A 22713-nucleotide genomic window follows, 5' to 3' on the forward strand; every position below is an offset into this window, starting at 1 on the left:
GAGATCACTGATGTTTTATATCCACTGCCCCTATTGTTGCGAGTACCGCGAGGAAGAAGAGTTTCACCCCAAAGGCCAGGCTCACATCGCCCGCCCGGCGGACCCGGACCAATGCAGCGACGAGGAATGGGGCACCTACCTCTATTTCCGCAAGAACCCGCGCGGATTGCATCATGAAATCTGGGTGCACGCGATTGGCTGCCGAAAGTTTTTCAACGTCACCCGTGATACGCAAACCTATGAAATCAAGGAAACCTACAAAATGGGCGAGCAACCCAAGGTGACTTCCGTATCCGATACCCTTGAAACAGAGGAGGCGGCGCAATGACCCAAATCAACCGTCTCCCTTCCGGTGGTCGCATCGACCGCGAAACACCGATCCGATTTGTCTTCAACGGCCGACACTATCAGGGTTACCGGGGCGACACCCTGGCTTCGGCGCTGCTGGCCAACGGTGTGAAAGTGGTCGGCCGAAGCTTCAAATACGGCCGCCCGCGCGGCATTGTCGCCGCTGGTGCGGAGGAGCCCAACGCCATCTTTCAGCTCGGTGCCGAAGAGGCCACCCAGGTCCCGAACGTGCGCGCCACCCAGCAGGAAATCTTCGAGGGCCTGGTCAGCCAGCCGACCAGCGGCTGGCCCGGCCTGGGGTTCGATCTGATGGGGGCGGCAGGCAAGCTCTTCGGCCGGATGTTGCCGCCGGGCTTTTACTACAAGACCTTCATGTTCCCGCAGTCCTTCTGGGAGCTCTACGAAAAATACATTCGCAAGGCAGCCGGATTGGGGCGGTCGCCGCGTGTGCCGGATGCGGACATCTACGATCACCTGAATCAGCATACCGACGTGCTGGTGGTGGGCGCCGGCCCCGCCGGCCTGTCCGCCGCCCTGGCGGCCGCCCGCACCGGGGCCCGGGTGATACTGGCCGATGAACAGGCCGAACCCGGCGGCTCCCTGCTGTACAGCCGCGATCTCATCGATGGGGAGGCGCCCGACCGCTGGCTGCACAACACACTGACGGAACTGGCCGGATACGAGCATGTACAGGTGCTGACACGCGCCACGGTAAACGGCTATCACGACCACAATTTCCTGACCATCCACGAGCGCCGCAGCGACCACCTGAGCGACCGCGCGCCGGAAGGCCAGGCTCGCCAGCGCATGCACAGGGTGCGCGCCCACTGGGTGGTGCTGGCCACCGGGGCCCACGAGCGCCCGTTGGTATTTGGCCACAACGATCTGCCCGGCTGCATGCTGGCCTCCGCGGTCTCGACCTACATCCGCCAGTACGGCGTGGTGCCCGGCCGGCGTCTGGTGCTGATGACCACCAACGATTACGGCTATCGCACCGCTTTCGACTGGCAGGACAGCGGCCACGAGGTCGTCGCAGTTGTGGATACCCGCCAGAACCCGGAGGGCCCCTACCAGGAGGAGGCCCGGGCTCGCGGCCTGACGCTGATGCGCGGCTGCGCCGTGATCGAGGCCAAAGGCGGCCAGCAGGTGACCGGCGCGGTCATTGCACCCATTGATGCCGACGGCGGGCGGGTGACCGGTGCGACCCGGGTGTTGGCCTGCGACACCCTGGCCAGTTCCGGTGGTTGGAGCCCGGCGGTGCATCTTTCCTGCCATACCGGCAGCCGGCCTGTCTGGCGCGACGACATCATCGGTTTTGTGCCGGGTGAGACGGTGCAGCGCCAACTGGTTGCCGGCGCCGTGGACGGCACCTTCAGCCTGGCCGGCTGCCTGCGCGAAGGCCTGCGGGCCGGTGCGGAAGCGGCCGCCAAGGCGGGTTACCCGAGCGTTCCCGCCACGGCGCCGGAGGTCGACGAATTGTCCGAAGGCGAGGCTATGGCGTTGTTCTGCGTGCCGCACCTGAAGCGCATCAGCCGCGCCCCCAAGCAGTTCGTCGACTTCCAGACCGACGTCACCGCCGCCGCCATCGAACTGGCCACCCGCGAGGGCTTCGAATCCATCGAGCACGTCAAGCGCTACACCGCCATGGGCTTCGGCACCGATCAGGGCAAGCTGGGCAACATCAACGGCATGGCCATCGCCGCCAAATCGATGAACAAGACGATTCCCGAGACCGGCACCACGGTGTTCCGGCCCAATTACACCCCGGTCACCTTCGGCGCCATAGCCGGGCGGCACTGCGACGAGCTGTTCGATCCGAAGCGCTACACCGCCATGCACCCCTGGCATGTGGAGCACGGTGCTAAGTTCGAGGACGTCGGCCAGTGGAAACGTCCCTGGTACTACCCCAAGGCGGGCGAAACCATGCAGCAGGCATTGGATCGCGAGTGCCGGGCCACGCGCGAGAGCATCGGCATTCTCGATGCCTCCACCCTGGGCAAGATCGACATCCAGGGCAAGGACGCGCGGGAGTTTCTCGGCCGTGTCTATACCAACGCCTGGGCCAAGCTTGCGGTCGGCAAGTGCCGCTACGGCCTGATGTGCGGCGAGGATGGCATGGTGTTCGACGACGGTGTGACCTCCTGCCTGGGCGAGCAGCACTTTCTGATGACCACCACCAGCGGCGGCGCCGCCCGTGTATTGGAATGGCTGGAGTTTTACCACCAGACCGAGTGGCCCGAGCTCGAAGTCTACTTCAATACTGTCACTGACCATTGGGCCACCATGAGTATCGCCGGCCCCAACAGCCGCAAACTGTTGGCGGAACTGTGCGACGACATCGACCTGGACCGCGATGCCTTCCGCTTTATGGACTGGCGCCAGGGCACGGTGGCCGGGGTGCCGGCACGGGTATTCCGCATCTCCTTCACCGGCGAGCTGTCTTTTGAGATCAACGTCCAGGCCAACTACGGCTTGTACGTCTGGGAAAAACTGTTCGAGCACGGCGCCAAATACAATCTGACGCCCTACGGCACCGAGACCATGCACATCCTGCGTGCCGAAAAAGGTTTCATCATTGCCGGCCAGGACACCGATGGTTCCGTTCACCCCTACGACCTGGGCATGAGCTGGGCGGTGAAGGAGGACAAACCCTTCAGCTTCATCGGTAAGCGCGGCATGAAGCGAGCCGATTGTGTGCGCGAGGACCGCAAGCAACTGGTCGGCCTGAAGACCAGGAATCCGAAAGCGGTTCTGCCCGAAGGCGCCCAGGCAGTGGACGACCCCAACCAACCGAAACCAATGACCATGCTCGGTCACATCACCTCCAGCTACTACAGCGCCAATCTGAGCCGCAGCATCGCCATGGGCCTGATCCGCAACGGCTTCAACCGCATGGGCGATACCGTTTATTACCCGCAGACAGACGGCAGCGTGATCGAAGCCGAGATCTGCAGCCCGATCTTCCTGGACCCGAAAGGAGAGCGTCAAAATGTCTGATGTAATTGATATCGATGCCATTGGTGAGGGACAGGTGGCGGTCATGGATCAACTGCCGAGCGGAGAGATACCCGCGGAAAGCCCCTTGCATCACCTCGACAGCACTGGACCCGCGTCCACATCGAAGCCGGCCGGCGTGCGCCTGTGGGAGGAAGCCCTGAAGGGACACCTGGTGCTGCGGGGCAACGCCGAAGACCCGGCCTTCCAACGCGGCGTCGAGGCCGCCCTCGGAATGGCCCTGCCCGAGCGTTTGCGCAGCATACAGCAGGGACCACTGTCGCTGCGCTGGATCGCCCCGGACGAATGGCTGTTGGTCTGCCCCGGCGATCAGGCAGCGGCGCTGGAGATTCGGCTGCGGCGCCACCTGAGCGGGCATTTCGCCGTCGTCAATGTCAGCGGCGGCCAGACGCTGATCCACCTGGCGGGGCCCGACGCCGCCATGGTGCTGAAAAAAAGCTGCCCCTACGACCTGCACGAGCGCAATTTTCCCATCGGCAAGGTGGTTACCACCGTCCTGGCCAAGACTCAGGCGACCTTGTGCAAAATCGCCGCCGACCAGTGGGAGCTGGTGGTGCGACGCAGTTTTGCCGACTACGCGTGGCGCTGGCTGGTCGACGCCTCAGCCGAATACGGGCTGATTGCCGACACACCGGCCACAGCCGCACAGCGACAAGCCTCGACCGGTCGCCATCCAGTGTCTTCCGAAACCTGAGGATCAAGCGCCATGGTTAATCACGAGCCTCTCTGGATCCTCACGGCGCAATGCCCGAGCACTCTGGGCACAGTGGATGTGGTCACACGCAGCCTGGCGGAGACGGAAAATTACATCGTGTCGATGAACTCCTTCGATGACCGGGCCACTGAAAGTTTCAGTATTCGTGTTGAGTTTCGACCGCTGTCCGGTACTGCGTCGCTACAGCGTTTTCGGGAAATATTTGCCGAACGGGCGGCGGGTTTTCAGATGAGATGGCAACTGAGCGACCCCGACCACAGGACAAAGGTCGCCATCCTGGTCTCGAAATACGACCACTGCCTGAACGACCTGTTATATCGCTATCGCACCGGCGAACTCGCCATCGAAATTCCTCTCATAATCTCCAACCACCCTGACCTGCAACCCCTCGCCGACTGGCATGGCATTCCCTATTTTCACCTACCGATATCCCCCGGGACCAAGCCGGAACAAGAAGCGGAGCTGTGGCGATTGATTACTTCCCACCAATGCGAGTTGGTGGTGCTGGCACGGTACATGCAGGTTTTGTCGCCCGAACTGGCGAAGAAACTCGACGGCAAGGCGATCAATATCCACCACTCGTTACTGCCCGGCTTCAAAGGCGCCAAACCCTATCACCAGGCCTGGGCCAAGGGGGTAAAACTGGTGGGCGCGACCGCCCATTACGTGAACGACGACCTGGACGAAGGGCCGATTATCACCCAGGCGGTGCAGGCAGTGGACCACAGCCACTACCCGGAAGATCTGGTTGCACGTGGTCAGGATATTGAAAGCCAGACACTGGCCAAAGCGGTGCGTTATCACATTGAAAAACGCGTTTTTCTGCACGGAAACCGGACTGTTGTGTTTCCGGACTAACTCATAGGCAACCGCTGTTTCAGAAAGCAGGAGGGGAGTCATGGTACACTTTAACTAAATCGGGCTAGAACGAGGGGTAAACAATCAAATAGTCCAGTCATACAAAAAATAAAGAGGGGAGTAGAGTCATGTTTAAACAAACTACCTTAGCGAGCGCCATAGTCGCGGCCATTGCTTCGAATCCCGCGCATGCGGCCACTATTGAGGAGGTGACGGTCACCGCGACCAAGCGCGCCGAGAGCACCCAGGATATTCCCGTCGCGGTGTCGGCAATGGGCGAGGAAAAGCTCGAACAAATGGGAGTATCGAACTTCCAGGATTATATGGTGCAAATGCCGGGCATTACCGCCGGTGGCAGCGGCCCCGGGCAGAACACCATTTACATCCGCGGCGTCGCCTCCACGACACCCAACCTGACCACCGCGGGGGTGGCGGGTCTGGCCCCCAACGTGGCGCTCTATCTCGACGAGCAGCCGCTGTCGCAGCCGGGACGCAACCTGGATGTCTACGCAGCCGATTTGAATCGGGTGGAAGTACTGGCCGGCCCCCAGGGCACCCTGTTCGGGGCGAGTTCCCAGGCCGGCACCGTGCGCCTGATCACCAACAAGCCGGACCCGACCGACGCGGGCGGCAATATCAAAGTCGGCACCTCCTTCACATCCGGCGGCGAGCCGAGCCAGAACCTCGAAGCGGTGGCGAACCTGCCGCTGACCAATACCCTGACCTTGCGCGGTGTGGTCTATGTGGACCACCAGGGCGGCTACATCGACAATGTGGCGGGGACGCGCTCAGCGGCCGAATCTGCGCGCTTCCGCCCCGAGGGCACCATGCGCGACAACGGCGTGGCGGTCAGCGCCCGGCGGGCCGGCTTCCAGGCCAATGCGGATCTCAGCGATGTGACCTTTCTGGAAGCGGACAATGCGGACCTGGTCCAGAAAGACTTCAATGACACCACCTATACCGGCGGCCGGCTGAGCGGGCTCTGGGATATCAACCAGGATTGGAGCCTGCTGGTAGGCTACGCGCAGCAGACCATCGATTCGGACGGTGTCTTCTTCGTCGACCCGGATCTGGACGATATGGAAATCCAGCGTTTCTCGGAGGATTCCCTGGAAGATTCCTATCAGAACGTCAACTGGACCCTGGAGGGCAGACTGGCGGAGCTGGAGATGGTGTACACCGGAGCCTTTACCAAACGGGACTCCGACCAACTGGTGGATTACTCCGATTACCTGTTCGTGGGCCAGTACCTGCCCTATTACATCTGCGACGGTTCGGTAAGTTACCCGGGGGATGCGGGGCCCAGCGGCACCTGCCAGGCTCCCAACCTGTTTGTCGACTCCACCAGCGAAGCTGAAGTGAGCACACATGAACTGCGCTTTTCCACTCCGGATGACAAGCGCATACATGCCACCTTCGGCGCCTTCTATAGCGATATGGAGTTGCGCGAGCGCAACGATTTCACTTATCCGGGATCCACACTGGTCGACGGCTACGGGGTTCAAACCGGCTTTTCGCCCAACTATCCCTTTGAAACCGGCTACACCTCAGATGACGGGCCCTTTCCCGACGGCGTGATTTTCCGCAACGATGTCAAACGCACCGACAAGCAAATGGGCGTTTTCGGGGAAGTCACTTTCGAGCTGAGTGAGGCGTTTTCAGCCATTGTCGGCTCGCGTTACTACGACATCGAAGTGGATTTCGAAGGCAGCGCCAACTCGTCCTTCTGTAATCTCTTCCAGCCGGACGTAGACGCCTTTGGCACCGATATCAGTGACCTTTACAACGGCGACGGCGAGTATACCTTCCACGGCTCCTGTGATCCTTCCCAGCACATCACCTACACCGCCGATACTATCGATGAGAACACGCCGGATGCGGTGGTAGCTGCCCTGCAGGCACCGGATGTGGCCGCCACAGACGGTACCATCTTCAAGTTCACACTGCAGTGGATGCCTACGGACGACTACCTGCTTTACGCCACCGCCTCGGAGGGCTTCCGGCCGGGGCTGTTGAACCGGCCCGGCGGGGCGGCCGGCCCCGGGGATTACACTGTGCCCTTCGCGTTGGATACGGACGACACCACCAACTACGAGCTGGGCTGGAAGACCGACTTACTGGATGGCCAGCTGCGTTTCAACGGCAGCCTGTTTTTCGTGGATATAGAAAAACTTCAAACCACGATTTTCGACCCCAGCATTACCAACCTCTTCTTCTCGGACAACGCGGCCAACGCGGAAGTCAAGGGCGTTGAGGGGGACTTCACCTGGGCACCGGAAATGATATCCGGACTTCTGCTCAGCGGTTCCTTCTCGGTTCTGGACACAGAGATCACTGAGGTGCTCACCCCGACCGACGACGTACGGGTCGGCGATGAGCTGGCCTTCGCACCCAAATTCCAGGCCAATCTGCAGGCGCGGTACGAGTGGGACGGTTTTGCGGGGTCGACCTACCACGTAATGCCCCACGTCACCTATTCAGAGTCCTCCTACACGGATATCATCAGCATCAACAGGATGGAGCTGGACAGTTGGGCCATGCTGGGACTGACCGCGGGTATTACCACTGACAAGTGGTCCGCGGAATTCTTTGGCAAAAACCTGACGGACGAACGGGCTGAATTGAGCGGGAACTTCGTGTTCGATCGCAGTCGCGTTTCGGTGTCGCGGCCGAGAACTTTCGGTCTCCGGGGCTCCTACCACTTCTAACCTGACCACAAGCCGCAAAGCAGGGCGCCCGGCAGGGGCGCCCTGCCAGAGGCGCCCCTGCCGGGCGCCAAGCGGCACCGAGAGCAGGTCTAATTGGAGAGACGATCAGAAATCGCGTACGGCATAGAGAGGTGAGCTGTGCAAAGTGAGCAACCTGAATCGGTGCTGTCGTCGATTCAGCAAAAGATCCAGGCCGGCCAGTTTGACTCGGCCCTGGCCGATCTCAGTCAATACCTGGCGCAGCATCCCGACGAAACCGAGGCGCTCTACATGAGCGCCGTTTGTCATCGCTATCAGGGTAGTTTTGAAGCGGCATCGGCATGCCTGGCGCGCGTCAAGGCCCTGGCACCCGACCACGGTCGGGCTCACCAGGAGGAAGGGCACCTGTACCGCCGTATGGGCGCACTGGACGAGGCGCTCGCGGCTTACAGCAGGGCCTGCCAGATCAACCCGGTTCTGGAGGCCAGCTGGCGTGCGCAGTGGGAAATTCTGCAGCAGCAGGGCCGAGAAGCGGAGGCCATCCCGATCCGGGCGCAGCTGGAGCGGCTGCGGAAACTGCCCAAGGTACTGGTGGCCGTAACCGACCTGATTGCCCAGGGCAAGCTGCAAAAGGCCGAGAAACTTTGCCGGCAGTTCCTGGAGAAAGTGCCCCACCACATCGAGGCAATGCGGTTGCTGGCGGATATCGGTTTGCGTCTCGGCGTTCTGGAAGATGCCGAGTTCCTGCTGGAAAGCGCCGTCCAATTCAGTCCGGACAATGTGCAGGTCCGAATGGACTACATCCAGGCCTTGCGAAAACGGCAAAAATTCCAGAAGGCCTTGAACGAAGCCAAACACCTCCTGGATCAGGCGCCCGACAACGTGCAGTTCAAGTCGCTGTTTGCCATCGAATCCCTGCAGGTGGGGGACTATGAGACTGCCTTGCGTGTATTTGACGAGGTCCTGGATCGGGTACCCGGCGATGCCAACACGCTCACCTCCAAAGGGCATGCCTTGAAAACCTGCGGACGCTTTGACGAAGCTGTGGGCTGTTACAAGGCCGCATTGGCGAACCGCCCCCATCATGGTGAAGCGTATTTTTCCCTCGCCAATCTCAAGGTCTACACGTTTTCCGATAGGGAAGTCGAACAGATGCTCCAGCTGGAGCAAAAAGCCAACCTGACGCACATGCAACGGGTATATCTGTGTTTTGCGCTGGGCAAGGCTTATGAGGACAGACGGGAATATGCGCTTGCATTCGAGCACTACACGCGGGGCAATCAGCTGAAGAAGGCCCAGAGCCGCTACCGTGCCGAACAGCTGAGCGAGGATATGCAAGCCCAGCACCGGGTCTGCACACGGGCGTTGTTCGAAAGCCGGGCCTCGACTGGTCACCCCGCGCCGGACCCGATCTTCATTGTGGGCCTGCCCCGCGCCGGTTCCACATTGCTGGAGCAGATCCTGTCGTCCCACTCCCAGGTGGATGGCACCCTGGAGTTGCCCAACATCCTGTCGCTGTCCCAGCGACTTCGCAGGTTGTCGCGAGAGGGACAGGAGCCGGGCTATCCCGAGATTTTGCAACACTTGTCCGACGCGGAGCTTGCGCAGCTCGGTGAGGAATACCTTCACGATACCCGCATACACCGTCGGGGCGCTCCGTTTTTCATCGACAAGATGCCGAACAATTTCCGCCACATCGGCCTGATCAAACTGATCCTGCCCAATGCCAAGATCATCGATGCCCGCCGCCATCCCATGGCCTGTTGTTTCAGTGGCTACAAACAACTGTTCGCCGAAGGGCAGGAGTTCAGTTACGACCTCAGGGATCTGGGTCAGTACTACCGGGACTATGTCGAGCTAATGGACCACTGGGATGCGGTATTGCCCGGTTTTGTTTTGCGGGTGCAGCACGAAGACGTGGTGGCCGACCTGGAAACCCAGGTGCGGCGAATGCTCGAATTCTGCCAGCTGCCGTTCGAACAGGCCTGTCTGGAGTTTCACAAGACCGAGCGCAACGTGCGCACGCCCAGCTCCGAGCAGGTTCGCCAGCCCATCTACCGCAGCGCTGTCGAACAGTGGCGGCACTTCGAACCCTGGCTCTCTCCGCTGAAAGAAACATTGGGCGCATCGGTGTTGGCACGCTACCGGATGTTGCAGTCGTAGCGAGCGAATAACGTGAGGCCAGAAACGCGGTTGCCCTTCACAGGCTTCAATGCTTCCCGCAGGGGCCCGCCCGGGCCCCTTAAAATACTCTTCCCTCCCCCGATCGAAATACCACGCCCTCAATCACCTGGTGTCCGGCGCCGTCCTGGCGGACAGCGGACACATAAAGCGGACACCCGCGCTTCCTTCCACCTCCCGATAGAATTCTAAAACTTCTTTATTTTCAGTTAGTTACAAATAAATTCAAAACTGGCACAGCCCTTGCTCTGGAGGCCGGAAAGGACGGCGAATAGCCTCTTCGCCACTGCATCCAGATTCGGATCCCGGCGCGTCACAACCCAGCGGGCGCGCCGGAGCGATAACAAACAACGAGTAACGGAAAGCCACAATGATCAGAGACACCTCCGGGCAGGACATACGAATAGACGCCGCTCCCCCCTGGAAAAATCCAAAACTGCTGAAATCCTCTGCCGCCGTGCTGCTGGCAATCGTCTTTCTCACCTGGGGGATCAAATCCTGGTGGGTCACCGGTTCCGTTGACGGCACCCTGTCGCTGTCGCGGGTCAATATCGCCCAGGTGGAGCGCGGCGACCTGGTCCGCGACCTGGTAGTCCAGGGCAAGGTAGTGGCCGCAAACAGCCCCACCCTGTTCAGCCCCGCCCAGGGCATTGTCAAGTTCGCGGTCAAGGCCGGCGATGCCGTCGAGCGCGGACAGCTGCTGGCGGAAATGGACAGCCCCGAGCTCTCAAACCAACTGGCCCAGGAAAAAGCCCTGCTCAACAAACTCACCGTGGAACTGCAGCGGCAGAAAATCCAGGCCAAGCGCCAGCAGTTGGAAAATCGCCAGAAAGCCGACCTGGCCAAAGTCGACCTCACCGCAGCCCGTCGCGAACTGAAGCGCGCGGAAACCTCCATAGAAAAACAGATTATCTCCCAGCTCGATTTCGAAAAGGCCAGCGACGACCTGGCCCGCGCCGAACTGGAATACCGGCAGGCCGAACAGAATGCCGAACTGGAAAAAGAAGCACTGACCTTCGAAACCCAGACCCTGGAACTGCAGGTTTCCCAACAGACCCTGCAGGTGGAGGAACTCCAGCGCCGGGTTGGTAAACTGAAAATTCTCTCGCCGGTGGATGGCACTATCGGAAGCCTGGCAGTGGCCCAGCGTAGCGCCGTAGCCGCCAACACCCCTTTGATCACCGTGGTGGACCTCACCAGCTTCGAACTGGAAGCCGCCGTGCCGGAAAACTACGCCGACGATCTCGGCCTGGCCATGGCGGTGGAAATCAACCTGGGCGGAAAGAAACTCCCGGGTGAAATCACCGCAATTTCCCCTGAGGTCATCAACGGACAGGTGGAAACGCGGGTGCGCTTCGCCGAAGGCCAGCCGCAAAACCTGCGCCAGAACCTGCGTCTGACCGCCCGCATCCTGCTGGAAAACCGCGAGGACGTCATGCTGGTCAAGCGCGGGGCCTTCCTGGACCAGAGCGGCGGCCGCTACGCCTTCCGCCTGAACGGCGAGGAGCAGGCGGAGCGGGTGCCCATCCAGATCGGCGCCCTGGGCTTGAACCAGGTGGAAATCGTCTCCGGCCTCAAGGAAGGCGACCAAATCATAATCTCCGCCGCCGACCGACTGGAAAACGCACAACTGATCGCACTCAAGCAGTAAAACCCCGGGACCGCGGAGCTGTTTTGTGGAGACTGAAGGCTCCAGCTCCGCATCGCGGGCCGCAGGCCCGCCTGTAGGAGCCTGCTTGCAGGCGAATGGTTGAAACAGAGTGCCTCGACATTTGCCTGCAAGCAGGCTCCTACAAAGACAGAACCGTAGGATGGGCAAAGCGCAGCGTGCCCATCAACCGACACCTGATGGGCACGCTGCGCTTTGCCCATCCTACAAAAGCAAATGAAGAATTAGGGAAAACCACCATGCTAAAAATGCACAACATCCGCAAAAGCTACCGCACCGACACCATCGAAACCCACGCCCTGCGCGATTTCAGCCTGGAGGTTTCCGAGGGGGAATTTGTCTCTGTCACCGGCCCCAGCGGCTCCGGGAAAACAACCTTCCTGAACATTGCCGGCCTGTTGGAAACCACCACCGGCGGCCGGTACCTTCTCGACGGCGTGGACGTAAGCGGGCTCAACGACCGAGAGCGCTCCCGCCTGCGCAACGAAAAAATCGGCTTTATCTTCCAGGGCTTCAACCTGATCCCGGATCTCAACCTGTTCGACAATATCGATGTGCCCCTGCGCTACCGCGGCTTCAACGCCAAGGAGCGGAAAAAGCGCATCGAAAAGGTCCTCGAGCAGGTGGGCCTCTCCGCCCGCGCCAAGCATCTGCCCGCACAATTGTCCGGCGGACAGCAGCAGCGCGTGGCCATCGCCCGCGCCCTGGCCGGCGAACCGCGCTTCCTGCTCGCGGACGAACCCACCGGCAACCTGGACTCACTGATGGCGCGCCAGGTAATGGAACTGCTGGAATTTATCAACGAGTGGGGCACCACCATCGTGATGGTCACCCACGACCCGGATCTGGCCCGCCGGGCCCATCGCAATATCCAGATTGTCGACGGGCAGGTGTCCGACTTGCACCGCAGCGCGGTCAATACTGAAGCCGCAACTGCCTGAGGAGAAAAACCATGTTTGGATATTACTTTTCCCTGGCCATACGCAGCCTGCGCAGTACGCCCATTATGAGCGCGTTGATGGTGGCAGCCATCGCCGTGGGCGTGGGCGCCTCCATGACCACACTTACCCTGAATTACATGATGTCACAGAACGCCCTGGAGCATAAAGACGACGTACTCTACGCGGTACAGCTCGACAGCTGGGGGCCGGAAAGAGCGGTCAACAACAACAGCGAAATGCCCTGGGACCTCAGCTACCGCGATGCCACCGCCCTGTTGCGCTCCAATATTCCCAGCCGCCAGGTGGCCATGCATCGCTGGGGCGGCCCGGTCAGCCTGGAAGGATCGGAGCTGCGCCCCTACACCTCGATGATCCGGGTAACAACACGGGATTTCTTCGCACTGTTCGATATCCCGTTTATTTATGGCGGCGCATGGGAAAATGCGGCGGATGAGAGTCCGCAACAACTGGTAGTGCTGTCGAAGAAAGCCAATGAAAAACTGTTCAATGGTGAGGACAGCGTAGGCCGCTCACTCAACCTGAACGGCGAACCCTTTACCGTGGTCGGCGTGATCGAACACTGGAACCCCTCCCCAAAGGTCTACGATCTCAACAACGGGCATTTCGACAACTCCGAAGAGATGTACGTGCCCTTCGGCCTGCACCGCCAACTGAAAATTCAATCCTGGGGCAACACTAACGGCTGGAAGAGCGAAAACATAGCGGGCTATGAAGACTTCCTCAACAGCCACAACGTGTGGATCCAGTACTGGGTGGAGCTTGAAAGTGCTCAACAGAAAGAGGATTACGAAAACTTCCTCACCACCTATATACAAAGCCAGAAGGCCGAGGGCCACTATCCGCGTCCGCTGAAATTCGGCCTGACCCGCCCATCCGAGTGGTTGGTGGTCAACGAGGTCCTGACCGACGACAACCGGATACTCGCGTGGCTGTCTCTGGCATTCCTGCTGGTGTGTGTGATCAACGCGGTGGCGCTGCTGTTGGCCAAGTTCCTGCGCAAGGCGCCGGAGGCCGGCGTGCGCCGCGCTCTGGGCGCCAGCCGCAGTGCCATCTTCAGTCAGCACCTGATGGAGAGCGGCTGTATCGGCCTGTTCGGCGGTATTGCAGGTATTCTGCTGACCCTCGGGGGGCTGAGCGGAATTCGCATCCTGTTGATGGGCTACCTGGACCAGGTCGCCACAATGAACTGGACGATGATGCTCGCGGCCATCGGCCTGGCCATTCTCGCCAGCCTGCTCGCCGGCCTCTATCCGGCTTGGCGCATCAGCCGCACCACCCCCTCCGTCTACCTGAAAACCCAATAAGGCCCGCAAGGTCAAAGGAGAAAATGCCATGTTGGAAATCAGACCCATTTTGTCCGCCCTGTGGCGGAGCAAGATTGCCGCGCTGTTGATCGCGCTGCAACTGGCATTGACACTGGCGATCGTCAGTAATGCCAGCATCATCGTCGGCGAGCGCCAGGACAAGGTCGCGCGCCCCACCGGCATGCCGGTGGAAGATATCATCACTGTTATGTTCCAGCCGATGTCACAAAACTACGATATACCTGCGGCGGTGGTCGCCGACCGGGATCTGATGCGCTCGATTCCTGGCGTGATCGAGGTCACCCACAGCAATCATATCCCGCTCTCCGGCAGCGGCTCCTCCAGCAGCTACTACAACAAGCCGAACCAGGAGACCGGCGGCGAGGGCGCCAACTACTTCCAGGTAGGCCCCGAGTTTCTGCAGGCTCTGGGTATGAAGCTGGTCGCCGGTCGTAATTTCGAGCCATCGGAAGTGCAGCAGGTCGGTCTCAACGACCGTCTCGATGCGAATGTGGTCATTGTCACCAAGCAGTTCGCGGATGCCCTCTACCCGGACGGGAATGCGCTGGGCAACGCCATTTACACCAACCGCAGCAGTCACCCGATAGAAATCATTGGCATAGTGGAGCGCAACCTCGGCTCCTGGGTCAACTGGTCCAAGGCCGGCAATGCGGCTTTCTTCCCGCAGATGCTGGTTATCGACGGCACTTTATTCATGCGCTACCTGGTGCGCACCGAGCCGGGCCAGCGGGACGCGGTGTTCAAACAGCTGGAAGAAAAACTGAGTCAGCGCGACCCGCAGCGGGTGATCGAGCTGAAAACCCTGGAAGAGCAAAAGGACCGCCAGTACTCCCGCGACAATACCATGGTCAAGGTACTTATCGCGGTGATGGCACTGCTCACCTTTATCATCGCCCTGGGCATCGTCGGACTCACCACCTTCTGGATCAACCAGCGCCGCAAGCAGATAGGCGTACGCCGCGCCCTGGGCGCCACCCGCGCCGCCATCGGCCGCTACTTCCTTCTGGAAAACGGCATGATCGCAGGCACCGGCATAGCCCTGGGTATGGCCGCGTCGCAGATCGCCAACCACTTTATAGTTTCCAACTATTCCCAACCGACGTTGCCGCTTCCATTGATGCTCATCTGCGCGACGATACTTCTTTGCGTCAGCTTGGCGGCGGCCCTGCTGCCGGCCCTACGCGCGGCAAATATCTCGCCAGCCACGGCCACCCGCAGCATATAAACTACGGAAAAGAAAAGGGGGAGGATCATTCCTCCCTTTTCTCATCAAATGCCTTCATTGAGGAAGCAACTATGCGCATGTCAACTACAGCCCTGCTCTTAGCGGGTATCCTTTTCGCGAACCTTCCGGTCATTGCGGAAGAACACCCGGTAGTCTCCGGCCCCTCAGCCTCCCCGGGGCTGGTGGCAGAGATTTCAAACGCAGACCAGATATTGTTTGATGCCGTATTTAATAACTGCGACTTGGCTGCATCGCGGGAACTGGTGACGGAAGACTTCGAGTTTTACCACGACAAATGGGGGAAAATCGCAAATTCCGGCACGGAATTTCTTAACTCAGTCCAGGATATGTGCGAAGGCCGGAAAACTGGCCAGAATATCGACGCCAGGAGAGAGCTGGTTGCCGACAGCGTAAAAATCTATCCATTAAATAATTTCGGAGCCATACAGACCGGCACGCATAAATTTTATGGGCTCCCGGAAGGCAAAACGCCGGTACTCCGGGAGACCGGGAAGTTCACACATATCTGGCAGAAGGTCGCCGGGGAGTGGAAACTGGCCCGTGTTCTGAGCTACGACCACAAGCCGGCCCCGGAGGATTCCGAATAGCTTCCCGCCTAGCCGGCAACTTGCCTTGTCGGTCTGGATTTTCACTTTAAGAATGCAGCACCTTGTTTCGCCACTTGGCCTTCTCGGTGCATAATGCCTGCCCAGAATAACCAGCGATTCCCCAGTAGCGGTACTGATATGGACAAGGTCCTGATCATCGACGACAACCCGGGCATCATCTCCGCCCTGGAACTGCTGTTGTCCCTGCACCGGATAGAAACCCTGAGCGCCCTCACTCCGCCCGCAGGGTTGCAGTTGCTGCGCGAGCACCGGGATATCAGCCTGGTGATCCAGGATATGAACTTCACCGCCGACACCACCTCGGGGGAAGAGGGCCGCGAACTTTTCTTCGCAATACGCGACATTGAGCCGGACCTGCCGGTAATCCTGCTCACCGCCTGGACCCAGCTGGAGATGGCGGTGGAACTGGTCAAAGCCGGTGCCGCGGACTATATCGGCAAGCCCTGGGATGACCACAAGCTGGTGGCCACGGTAAAAAACCTGCTGGAACTGAATGAGCTGCAGGAACAGCAGCGCCAGGCCCGGCAACAGGCGCTGCAGGCGCGCCAGCAGCTGCGCCAGCAGTTCGACCTTCAGGGTATCGTCTACCGCAGCGGTGCCATGCAAAAACTGCTGGAAATGGCCACCCAGGTGGCCAGATCCGACGTACCGGTATTGATCACCGGCCCCAATGGAGCCGGCAAGGAAAAGATCGCCGATATCGTGCAGGCCAACTCCCCGCTGCGCAACGGCCCCTATATCAAAGTCAATGTGGGCGCGCTTCCGGAGGACCTGATGGAAGCGGAACTCTTCGGCGCAGAGCCGGGTGCTTACACCGGTGCCGGCAACCGCGCGCGCCAGGGACGATTCGAGGTCGCCGACGGCGGCACCCTGTTTCTCGACGAGATCGGCGAGCTGTCCGCCAGCGGCCAGGTAAAACTGCTGCGAGTGCTGCAGACCGGCGAGTTCCAACGCCTGGGCAGCAGCCAGACGCGCAAGGTCAAGGTGCGCGTGGTCAGCGCCACCAACAGCGACCTGCCACAACAGATCGCCGCCGGCGAATTCCGCCAGGACCTTTTCTACCGGCTGAACGTCATCGAACTCAAGCTGCCGCCCCTGTGCGACAGGCCGGAGGATATACTGCCGCTGGCGCGCTGCTTTTTAGGTGTAGAGCTCGGCACTGACAAGCGGCTCTCCCCCCAGGCGCAAAACGCATTGATGCACTACCGCTGGCCGGGCAATGTGCGCGAACTGCAAAACACCATGCAGCGTGCCTCGGTGCTCAGCCAGTCAGGAACCATCGACGAGGATACCCTGGCCCTGCCGGTGCAGGAAAATACCGGCAAAAAAGTCGACATCAACTTCGAGCCCAGCCGCGAACTGCTGGAGCAGACGCTAGCCAGCTGCAACGGCGTTATCTCCCAGACTGCGCGGGAACTAGGCCTCAGCCGGCAGGCGCTCTACCGCCGGCTGGATAAACACGGTATTCCCTACTGATGAGTTGGTCCCTGGAAGCCCGCATCGCCGCAGTTTCACTGTTGGCCCTGCTGATCGCCACCTCCATTCCCTTTGCGCTGCTACAGTTCGGCCTGGACACAAGGCTGGCCTGGGCGGGCGGTTTGCTGTTGGCGGTGGTTTCGGTACTGCTTCTGCTGCGCCTGTTAACCGGGCCGCTCAACCGAGCGTTGAACGCTCTTGAGAGTGGCCTGCTGAATTTCCGCGACGGCGACTTCTCGATCTCGCTGGCCGTCAATCGCAATGACCAATTGGGCGACCTGGCCCGGCTGTACAACGAGGTTGGGGAGATACTGCGCCGCGAGCGCGCGCATATCTACCAGCGCGAACTATTGTTGGATACGGTAATTCAGAGCTCCCCCCAGGCATTGCTGCTGGTGGACCAGGGACAACATATCATCTACGCCAACAGCAGCGCGCGGCAGCTGCTGAACCGCGGCAAACCCATACAGGGATTCAAGCTGGAACAGATACTGCCCCGGTGCCCCCCGGAACTGGCCGAGGCCATTGAAAAGCAGGAAGACGGCCTGTTCAGCTATAGCGACGGCGACACCAGCCACACTCAGCATATCGGCAACAATACCTTTGTACTCAATGCGCAGAAGCACCGATTGATCGTCATTCGCGAAATGACCCGGGAGCTGACCCGCACCGAGGTACAGGTGTGGAAAAAAGTAATCCGCCTGATCAGCCACGAACTGAACAATTCCCTTGCCCCCATCTCATCCATGGCCCACAGCGGCAAAGAGATGCTCCGCCAGCATCCGGGCACCGCCGACGAGGAAAACCGCAAAACGCAAACGCTGGAAAAAGTGTTTGCCACCATCGCCGAACGTTGTCAGCACCTGACGGAGTTCACCCAGGGTTACGCGCGCTTTGCCAAGCTGCCGCCGCCCAGCTGCGAGGAGGTCCAGTGGCGGCAGCTGATCGACAACCTGGCCCCGCTGCAGCGGTTTCAGCTGCACGGCGAACTGCCGGCGCGGCCGGGGTATTTCGATTCGGCGCAGCTGGAGCAGGCGCTGTTGAACCTGCTCAAGAACGCAGGCGAGGCGGGCAGTGCGCCGGAGCAAATAGAACTGGAAATCAATGCGGACAGCCGCGGACAGCAGATTGCCGTGCGCGATCGCGGCCAGGGCATGAGCGACAAGGTCCTGCAGCAGGCCCTGTTGCCCTTCTTCTCCACCAAAGCGCAGGGGGTGGGCCTGGGGCTGGCGCTGTGCCGTGAAATCATCGACGCCCACGACGGCCATATCCAGCTGCACAACCGCCCCGGCGGCGGGCTGCAAATAAGTTTGTGGCTACCCTGGCCCAAGAGCGGCTAGCAGGGGCGGAGGAAAAATGGAACTGCGACAGCAATTCACAGGTGGAACCCGCATTCCACGCCATACCCACACGGAGCCCTACGCCGCAATTGTATTGCAGGGCAGTTACTGCGAAGCCGGCGACAACGGGCGGTGGTGGTCACAGGCGGGGGACGTATTGATCCACCGCCCCTTTTCCAGCCACTTCGACTGCTTCGCAAAAAACCGGGCACAGGTTCTCAACCTGCCCCTGCCGCTCGAAATCGGTATTGCGGCAACCCATTGCCGAATCGCGGACCCCGACCTGCTCGTGCGCACCGCCGAGCGCGACCCGCATGAAGCGTCCCAACTGCTGCTCGCGCAACTGCTGCCGGGAAGCGCCGCCAGCGACGATCCCGTCGACCGCTTCGCCGCACAACTCGCCTCTCCCGATGCCCCCTCTGTCTCCGACTGGTCGCGGCAAACGGGCATCAGGCGCGAAACCCTCTTCCGCCAGTTTCGCGCCGCCTACGATACCAGCCCCACGGAATACCGGGTGGAATCCCGCACCAAACTGGCCTGGAAAGAGATTGTGACCGGCACGCGGCCGCTGGCGGAAATAGCTGCGGATTTCGGCTTCGCAGACCAGGCCCATATGAGCCGCGCGATCCGCAAGCTCACCGGCCTGCCGCCCGGCCGCTGGCGGACGCAACATTCGTTCAATACTCCGGACGAGCAGGCCATTAAATTGACCGCGTAAACCATCACGCGGGTAAAAAATGATGAATACCTCTGTTGTTGCGCCGCATCCCCGGCCGTTCTTCGAAGTCACCGGACTGCACTTTCGTCTCTGGCCGATCCTGTTCGCCGGGCTGTTGATGCAGGGAATTTTGTGGCCCGCGCGGCAGGTGGCGCGCTGGTTGTATCACAATCACCCCGACCTGCTTTTCGGGCAGACCTGGGCTTTTGTCGGCATCGCGATGCTGCTGCAGGCCCTGGGCGGCCTGATCGGCATACTGATCATGCGCCGTCTGCTGCCCGCCGCCGACGGCCACCTGCGCTGGCCGCCGGGCCGCAGCTATGCCGGACTGGCCGCCGCCATCGGAGTCGCCATGGGCCTGGTGATGCTGGTGGCCGATTACTGGCCGCAGCTGCTCACCCAGACCGCGCCCGACGCCGGCTACGACCTGACCCCGGTGGGTGCCAGTGGCTGGCTGGCGATGATGGCCGCTACCGGCCTCGCCGAGGAGACCGTCTTTCGCGGCCTTTTGGTGGGAATGCTGGTGGTGTTGGTACCCGGCCGGCTGCGACTGCGCAGCTTCGAAGTACCCTTCGCCGCCGTAGCTGTCGGCCTGCTGTTTTCGGTGGCCCACTACGAGACCTTCCTGGCGGATCCCTTGCACCTGGCGATTGCGCAGCAGCTGTACGCCTTTATCTGGGCGCTGGTCTACGTGTGGCTGATGGAGAAGTCCCGCAGCCTGCTCGCGCCGATTATCGCCCACGGGCTGGGCAACTTTACCGAGGTGGCACTGGTGATGTTGATGATGTCCGCCTGGAACTGAAGCGACTCTCTAGCGCCCCTCTAGCGGCGGGCCAGGGACGGCGCACGGCGATAGTTCTGTGCCAACAGCAGCGCGCGGCACCTGCTGAATCGCGGCAAACCGATAAAGGGGTTCAAGCTGGAACAGATACTGCCCCGCGCCCCGCGTCCATGGCCCACAGTGGGAAACTGCTGGCTCAGCAGCCGAGCACGGCCGAAGCGCTGGAGAAAGTATTCGATACTACTGCCGAACGCTGCCGGCACCTAAACGAGTTCACCCAGGGCCACGGCAAAGAACCGAACTGTCATTTTTAGAGGTGACAGTGTTCTTCCGCTATTCATCTTTCTCCCGCTTGACCAGCAACTCCGCCAAACGCCCCGCCCGCCGGGCCGCATCCCGGTCCCCCTGCACATGGGCGAGCACCGTGGCGCCCTCCTTCAACAGCGCCAGCGCCTCACAGACCGCCTCCGCCCGCTTTGGCGACAGGGACAGCGCCTCCACCTGTTCGCGGATCAACGCCGCCACCTTGTCTTTGTGCCCGGCACACACCCGGTGCACCGGGTGTTGCCGATCGCCGTACTCGGCGCTGGCGTTAATAAAAAAACAGCCGCGGTAGGGTTTGAGTTCCTGTACCCGGCCATTGAACCAGTCGTCCAATGCCCGGAACAACTCGGCAATTCCCTGCTGGCCAGCGGGCACTGCAGCCAGCCGCCCACTCAACCAATCCAGATAGATTCGGTCCCGATATTCCAGGGCCGCCACCACCAGATCCTCCTTGCTGGCGAAATGGTGGTAGAGGGTTTTCTTCGCGATTCCGGATTCCTCCAGGATACGGTTGATTCCCACCGCGTGGATTCCGTGCCGATAGAAAAGCGTAAAGGCGGTGCGAATCAGGTGCTCCCGTTTGTCCATAGCAGTCGAATCTGATGATGTTGCGAAAGAACAGCTTGACACAAGTAGACCGACCTGTCTACATTGATAGACAAGTCGGTCTACTTCGGGAGAAGAACAATTGTGAACAGGTTTGGTTTTCAATCCCGCGCCCTGATAACGGCACTCATCGCCGGTCTCGGCGCGACGCTCTGTATTGCCGCACTCGGCAGCCTGGACGCGATGGACAGCCCGGGGATCTGGCTGATGGCGCCCTTCGGCGCAACCATGGTGATTCTGTTCTGCCTGCCGGAGAGTCCGCTGGCCCAGCCGCGCAATATCGTGCTGGGCCACGGCCTTACCGCACTGGTCGGTTTGGTGGCTGCGGAGTGGTTCGGGGTTCACGCCTGGTCTCTCGGCCTGGCGGTGGGAATCGCGGTCACCCTGATGCAGCTCACCGGCACCACCCACCCCCCGGCGGGTGCCAATCCGATTGTGGTAATGCTCGGCGGTCAGGGGTGGGACTTTCTGCTGACGCCGGTGCTCGCGGGCGCCGTGCTGATCGTGTTGTTTGGGAGCATCTACCACCGACTGGCGCGACAGCCTTATCCAAAGCGCCGGGTATAAACCACGTCAAAGAAAAAATTCCACGGACAGGTCCGACAGTCTATTCAGGCTCCACCGGGCGGGCAGATTTCGAGCGTGTGGCTTCCCGCTCGCTCCAGACCTGGACGATCCGCGGCATACTGTCTTCGATCCAGTCGACGAGGACGCGCACCTTCTCCGTCGCCTCCCGCCCCAGGGGCGTGAGGCTGTATTCCACGTGCGGTGGCACCACCTCATAGGCCACCCGGTCCACCAACCCGTCCCCCTCCAGGCATTGCAGTGTCTGGGCCAGCATCCGCTCGCTCACGCCGCCGATCCTGCGCCTCAACTCGCTGAAGCGCTGCGTCCCGGATTCCAGGGAGATAAGTACCAGTACCCCCCATCGACTGGTGATGTGCTGGAGCAGCTCTCGCGACGGGCATGCCTCAACGCAAACGTCACCTCGCCGCAACTTCTCTGAAATATGCATAACGCCTCCCTTTTACAAACCGACTCTCATTACAATATCCCACCTACACTAACATTCTTGTAAGTACTTACAAAAAATTTGTTCCCCCCCTAAGATCGTACCAGCCTTGGAGACAACAGCCTGAGACCGGGGGGGACAGGTCCATGCGCATCGACTTCATTTCCGACATTTCCTGCCCCTGGTGCGCGATCGGCGCAAGCGCTCTTGAGTGCGCCTTGCAACGCATCGGCGACGACATCCCGGTGGAGCTGCATTTCAGGCCGTTCGAGCTAAACCCCGATATGCCGCCAGCCGGGGAGGGCTTGGAAAGTTACCTCGAGCGACAGCTCGGCATGGACCGGGAGCAGATAGCGGCGGCCAACGCCATGTTGCACGAACGCGGCGCAGCTGTCGGCTTCGAGTTCGGCCACCGCTCCAGGGTGTGGAATACCTTCGACGCGCATCGGCTGTTGAGCTGGGCCGATGCGCAGGGGCCCGCCGGCAGCCAGCGAAAACTCAAACTGTCGCTGCTGCGCGCCTATCACGGCCAGGACCGCAATCCCGGAGCGCACGACCTGCTGCTGGATCTCGCCGGCGCCGCCGGCCTGGATGTCGAACAGGCCCGCACCCTGCTCGCCAGCGACGCCTTTGCCACAGAGGTACGGGACGATCAGCGGCGCTGGCGGCAGATGGGCATTCACTCGGTACCCACCATGATCATCAACGGGCAGTCCGCCATTGCGGGTGCGCGTTCAGCGGACGAATACCTGAGGATTATCCAGGTGATCCAACAGGAACAGGCGCAGCTCCCGGAGCACACCCGCTGACCGACCGCAGGCGGGAAATGGATTGGACGATTC

Annotated in this window: 20 protein-coding genes; 17 read left to right on the top strand and 3 right to left on the bottom strand. The window is 60.8% G+C overall.

Annotated features, from left to right (window positions below; all coding sequences use genetic code 11):
* Nucleotides 1-10: 10 nt before the first annotated feature.
* The 15 genes from PP263_RS10980 (at nucleotide 11) to PP263_RS11050 (ending at nucleotide 19950) form a co-directional block, all read left to right on the top strand.
* Nucleotides 11-328 (top strand): sarcosine oxidase subunit delta family protein, encoded by a 318-nt coding sequence (locus PP263_RS10980; RefSeq protein ID WP_308368485.1) that lies wholly within the window; start codon nucleotides 11-13, stop codon nucleotides 326-328.
* Entirely contained in the window at nucleotides 325-3345 is a 3021-nt protein-coding gene (locus PP263_RS10985) for a sarcosine oxidase subunit alpha (protein WP_308368486.1), read from the top strand. Before PP263_RS10980 ends, PP263_RS10985 begins: the two co-directional genes overlap by 4 nt.
* Complete coding sequence (locus tag PP263_RS10990) at nucleotides 3338-4057, top strand: sarcosine oxidase subunit gamma family protein (RefSeq protein ID WP_308368488.1); 720 nt, start codon at nucleotides 3338-3340, stop codon at nucleotides 4055-4057. The genes PP263_RS10985 and PP263_RS10990 overlap by 8 nt, the downstream gene beginning before the upstream one ends.
* Before the next feature lie 12 nt (nucleotides 4058-4069).
* Nucleotides 4070-4936, top strand: a complete 867-nt coding sequence (gene purU / locus PP263_RS10995; RefSeq protein WP_308368490.1) for a formyltetrahydrofolate deformylase — start codon at nucleotides 4070-4072, stop codon at nucleotides 4934-4936.
* Between the two features lie 128 nt (nucleotides 4937-5064).
* Entirely contained in the window at nucleotides 5065-7644 is a 2580-nt protein-coding gene (locus tag PP263_RS11000; protein WP_308368491.1) for a TonB-dependent receptor, read from the top strand.
* Nucleotides 7645-7782: 138 nt separating this feature from the next.
* Complete coding sequence (locus PP263_RS11005) at nucleotides 7783-9786, top strand: sulfotransferase (protein WP_308368492.1); 2004 nt, start codon at nucleotides 7783-7785, stop codon at nucleotides 9784-9786.
* A 388-nt stretch (nucleotides 9787-10174) separates the two neighbouring features.
* Nucleotides 10175-11455: an efflux RND transporter periplasmic adaptor subunit gene (locus PP263_RS11010; protein ID WP_308368493.1), complete on the top strand. Its 1281-nt coding sequence runs from the start codon at nucleotides 10175-10177 to the stop codon at nucleotides 11453-11455.
* A 257-nt stretch (nucleotides 11456-11712) separates the two neighbouring features.
* Nucleotides 11713-12414 (top strand): ABC transporter ATP-binding protein, encoded by a 702-nt coding sequence (locus PP263_RS11015; protein ID WP_308368494.1) that lies wholly within the window; start codon nucleotides 11713-11715, stop codon nucleotides 12412-12414.
* Between the two features lie 11 nt (nucleotides 12415-12425).
* Entirely contained in the window at nucleotides 12426-13739 is a 1314-nt protein-coding gene (locus PP263_RS11020) for an ABC transporter permease (RefSeq protein ID WP_308368495.1), read from the top strand.
* Nucleotides 13740-13767: 28 nt separating this feature from the next.
* Nucleotides 13768-14985 (top strand): FtsX-like permease family protein, encoded by a 1218-nt coding sequence (locus tag PP263_RS11025; protein WP_308368496.1) that lies wholly within the window; start codon nucleotides 13768-13770, stop codon nucleotides 14983-14985.
* A gap of 71 nt (nucleotides 14986-15056) precedes the next feature.
* Nucleotides 15057-15593 carry a nuclear transport factor 2 family protein gene (locus tag PP263_RS11030; RefSeq protein WP_308368497.1) on the top strand — a complete coding sequence of 179 codons (537 nt, stop codon included), beginning with the start codon at nucleotides 15057-15059 and terminating at the stop codon, nucleotides 15591-15593.
* A 138-nt stretch (nucleotides 15594-15731) separates the two neighbouring features.
* Nucleotides 15732-17090 (top strand): sigma-54 dependent transcriptional regulator, encoded by a 1359-nt coding sequence (locus PP263_RS11035; RefSeq protein ID WP_308368498.1) that lies wholly within the window; start codon nucleotides 15732-15734, stop codon nucleotides 17088-17090.
* Nucleotides 17090-18430: an ATP-binding protein gene (locus PP263_RS11040; protein ID WP_308368499.1), complete on the top strand. Its 1341-nt coding sequence runs from the start codon at nucleotides 17090-17092 to the stop codon at nucleotides 18428-18430. Before PP263_RS11035 ends, PP263_RS11040 begins: the two co-directional genes overlap by 1 nt.
* Before the next feature lie 16 nt (nucleotides 18431-18446).
* Entirely contained in the window at nucleotides 18447-19148 is a 702-nt protein-coding gene (locus tag PP263_RS11045; protein ID WP_308368500.1) for an AraC family transcriptional regulator, read from the top strand.
* A gap of 19 nt (nucleotides 19149-19167) precedes the next feature.
* Complete coding sequence (locus PP263_RS11050) at nucleotides 19168-19950, top strand: CPBP family intramembrane glutamic endopeptidase (protein WP_308368501.1); 783 nt, start codon at nucleotides 19168-19170, stop codon at nucleotides 19948-19950.
* 20 nt (nucleotides 19951-19970) lie between these two features.
* On the opposite strand, the gene PP263_RS11055 is transcribed toward PP263_RS11050, so the two are convergent.
* Together PP263_RS11055 and PP263_RS11060 are read right to left on the bottom strand one after the other, a co-directional pair.
* Entirely contained in the window at nucleotides 19971-20192 is a 222-nt protein-coding gene (locus PP263_RS11055) for a hypothetical protein (RefSeq protein WP_308368502.1), read from the bottom strand.
* A 70-nt stretch (nucleotides 20193-20262) separates the two neighbouring features.
* Complete coding sequence (locus PP263_RS11060) at nucleotides 20263-20841, bottom strand: TetR/AcrR family transcriptional regulator (protein WP_308368504.1); 579 nt, start codon at nucleotides 20839-20841, stop codon at nucleotides 20263-20265.
* A 102-nt stretch (nucleotides 20842-20943) separates the two neighbouring features.
* On the opposite strand from PP263_RS11060, the gene PP263_RS11065 reads away from it, so the two are divergent.
* Nucleotides 20944-21426, top strand: a complete 483-nt coding sequence (locus PP263_RS11065; RefSeq protein ID WP_308368505.1) for an HPP family protein — start codon at nucleotides 20944-20946, stop codon at nucleotides 21424-21426.
* Nucleotides 21427-21466: 40 nt separating this feature from the next.
* Here PP263_RS11065 and PP263_RS11070 read toward each other — a convergent pair whose 3' ends face one another.
* A complete protein-coding gene (locus PP263_RS11070; protein ID WP_308368506.1) occupies nucleotides 21467-21874 on the bottom strand; it encodes a helix-turn-helix domain-containing protein in 408 nt (135 codons plus the stop codon).
* A 143-nt stretch (nucleotides 21875-22017) separates the two neighbouring features.
* On the opposite strand from PP263_RS11070, the gene PP263_RS11075 reads away from it, so the two are divergent.
* Nucleotides 22018-22680, top strand: coding sequence for a DsbA family oxidoreductase (locus PP263_RS11075; RefSeq protein ID WP_308368508.1), 663 nt, complete (start codon nucleotides 22018-22020; stop codon nucleotides 22678-22680).
* The last annotated feature ends 33 nt before the right edge of the window (nucleotides 22681-22713 follow it).

This window comes from Microbulbifer sp. TB1203 (genome assembly GCF_030997045.1).
In the GTDB taxonomy this organism is placed as follows: domain Bacteria; phylum Pseudomonadota; class Gammaproteobacteria; order Pseudomonadales; family Cellvibrionaceae; genus Microbulbifer.

Coding starts and splice junctions, on each gene's coding strand:
- PP263_RS11075 (WP_308368508.1), top strand. CDS start 22,018: ATGCGCATCGACTTCATTTCCGACATTTCCTGCCCCTGGTGCGCGATC.
- PP263_RS11010 (WP_308368493.1), top strand. CDS start 10,175: ATGATCAGAGACACCTCCGGGCAGGACATACGAATAGACGCCGCTCCC.
- PP263_RS11040 (WP_308368499.1), top strand. CDS start 17,090: ATGAGTTGGTCCCTGGAAGCCCGCATCGCCGCAGTTTCACTGTTGGCC.
- PP263_RS11025 (WP_308368496.1), top strand. CDS start 13,768: ATGTTGGAAATCAGACCCATTTTGTCCGCCCTGTGGCGGAGCAAGATT.
- purU (WP_308368490.1), top strand. CDS start 4,070: ATGGTTAATCACGAGCCTCTCTGGATCCTCACGGCGCAATGCCCGAGC.
- PP263_RS10990 (WP_308368488.1), top strand. CDS start 3,338: ATGTCTGATGTAATTGATATCGATGCCATTGGTGAGGGACAGGTGGCG.
- PP263_RS11015 (WP_308368494.1), top strand. CDS start 11,713: ATGCTAAAAATGCACAACATCCGCAAAAGCTACCGCACCGACACCATC.
- PP263_RS10985 (WP_308368486.1), top strand. CDS start 325: ATGACCCAAATCAACCGTCTCCCTTCCGGTGGTCGCATCGACCGCGAA.
- PP263_RS11070 (WP_308368506.1), bottom strand. CDS start 21,874: ATGCATATTTCAGAGAAGTTGCGGCGAGGTGACGTTTGCGTTGAGGCA.
- PP263_RS11000 (WP_308368491.1), top strand. CDS start 5,065: ATGTTTAAACAAACTACCTTAGCGAGCGCCATAGTCGCGGCCATTGCT.
- PP263_RS11050 (WP_308368501.1), top strand. CDS start 19,168: ATGATGAATACCTCTGTTGTTGCGCCGCATCCCCGGCCGTTCTTCGAA.
- PP263_RS11030 (WP_308368497.1), top strand. CDS start 15,057: ATGCGCATGTCAACTACAGCCCTGCTCTTAGCGGGTATCCTTTTCGCG.
- PP263_RS11060 (WP_308368504.1), bottom strand. CDS start 20,841: ATGGACAAACGGGAGCACCTGATTCGCACCGCCTTTACGCTTTTCTAT.
- PP263_RS11035 (WP_308368498.1), top strand. CDS start 15,732: ATGGACAAGGTCCTGATCATCGACGACAACCCGGGCATCATCTCCGCC.
- PP263_RS11045 (WP_308368500.1), top strand. CDS start 18,447: ATGGAACTGCGACAGCAATTCACAGGTGGAACCCGCATTCCACGCCAT.
- PP263_RS10980 (WP_308368485.1), top strand. CDS start 11: ATGTTTTATATCCACTGCCCCTATTGTTGCGAGTACCGCGAGGAAGAA.
- PP263_RS11020 (WP_308368495.1), top strand. CDS start 12,426: ATGTTTGGATATTACTTTTCCCTGGCCATACGCAGCCTGCGCAGTACG.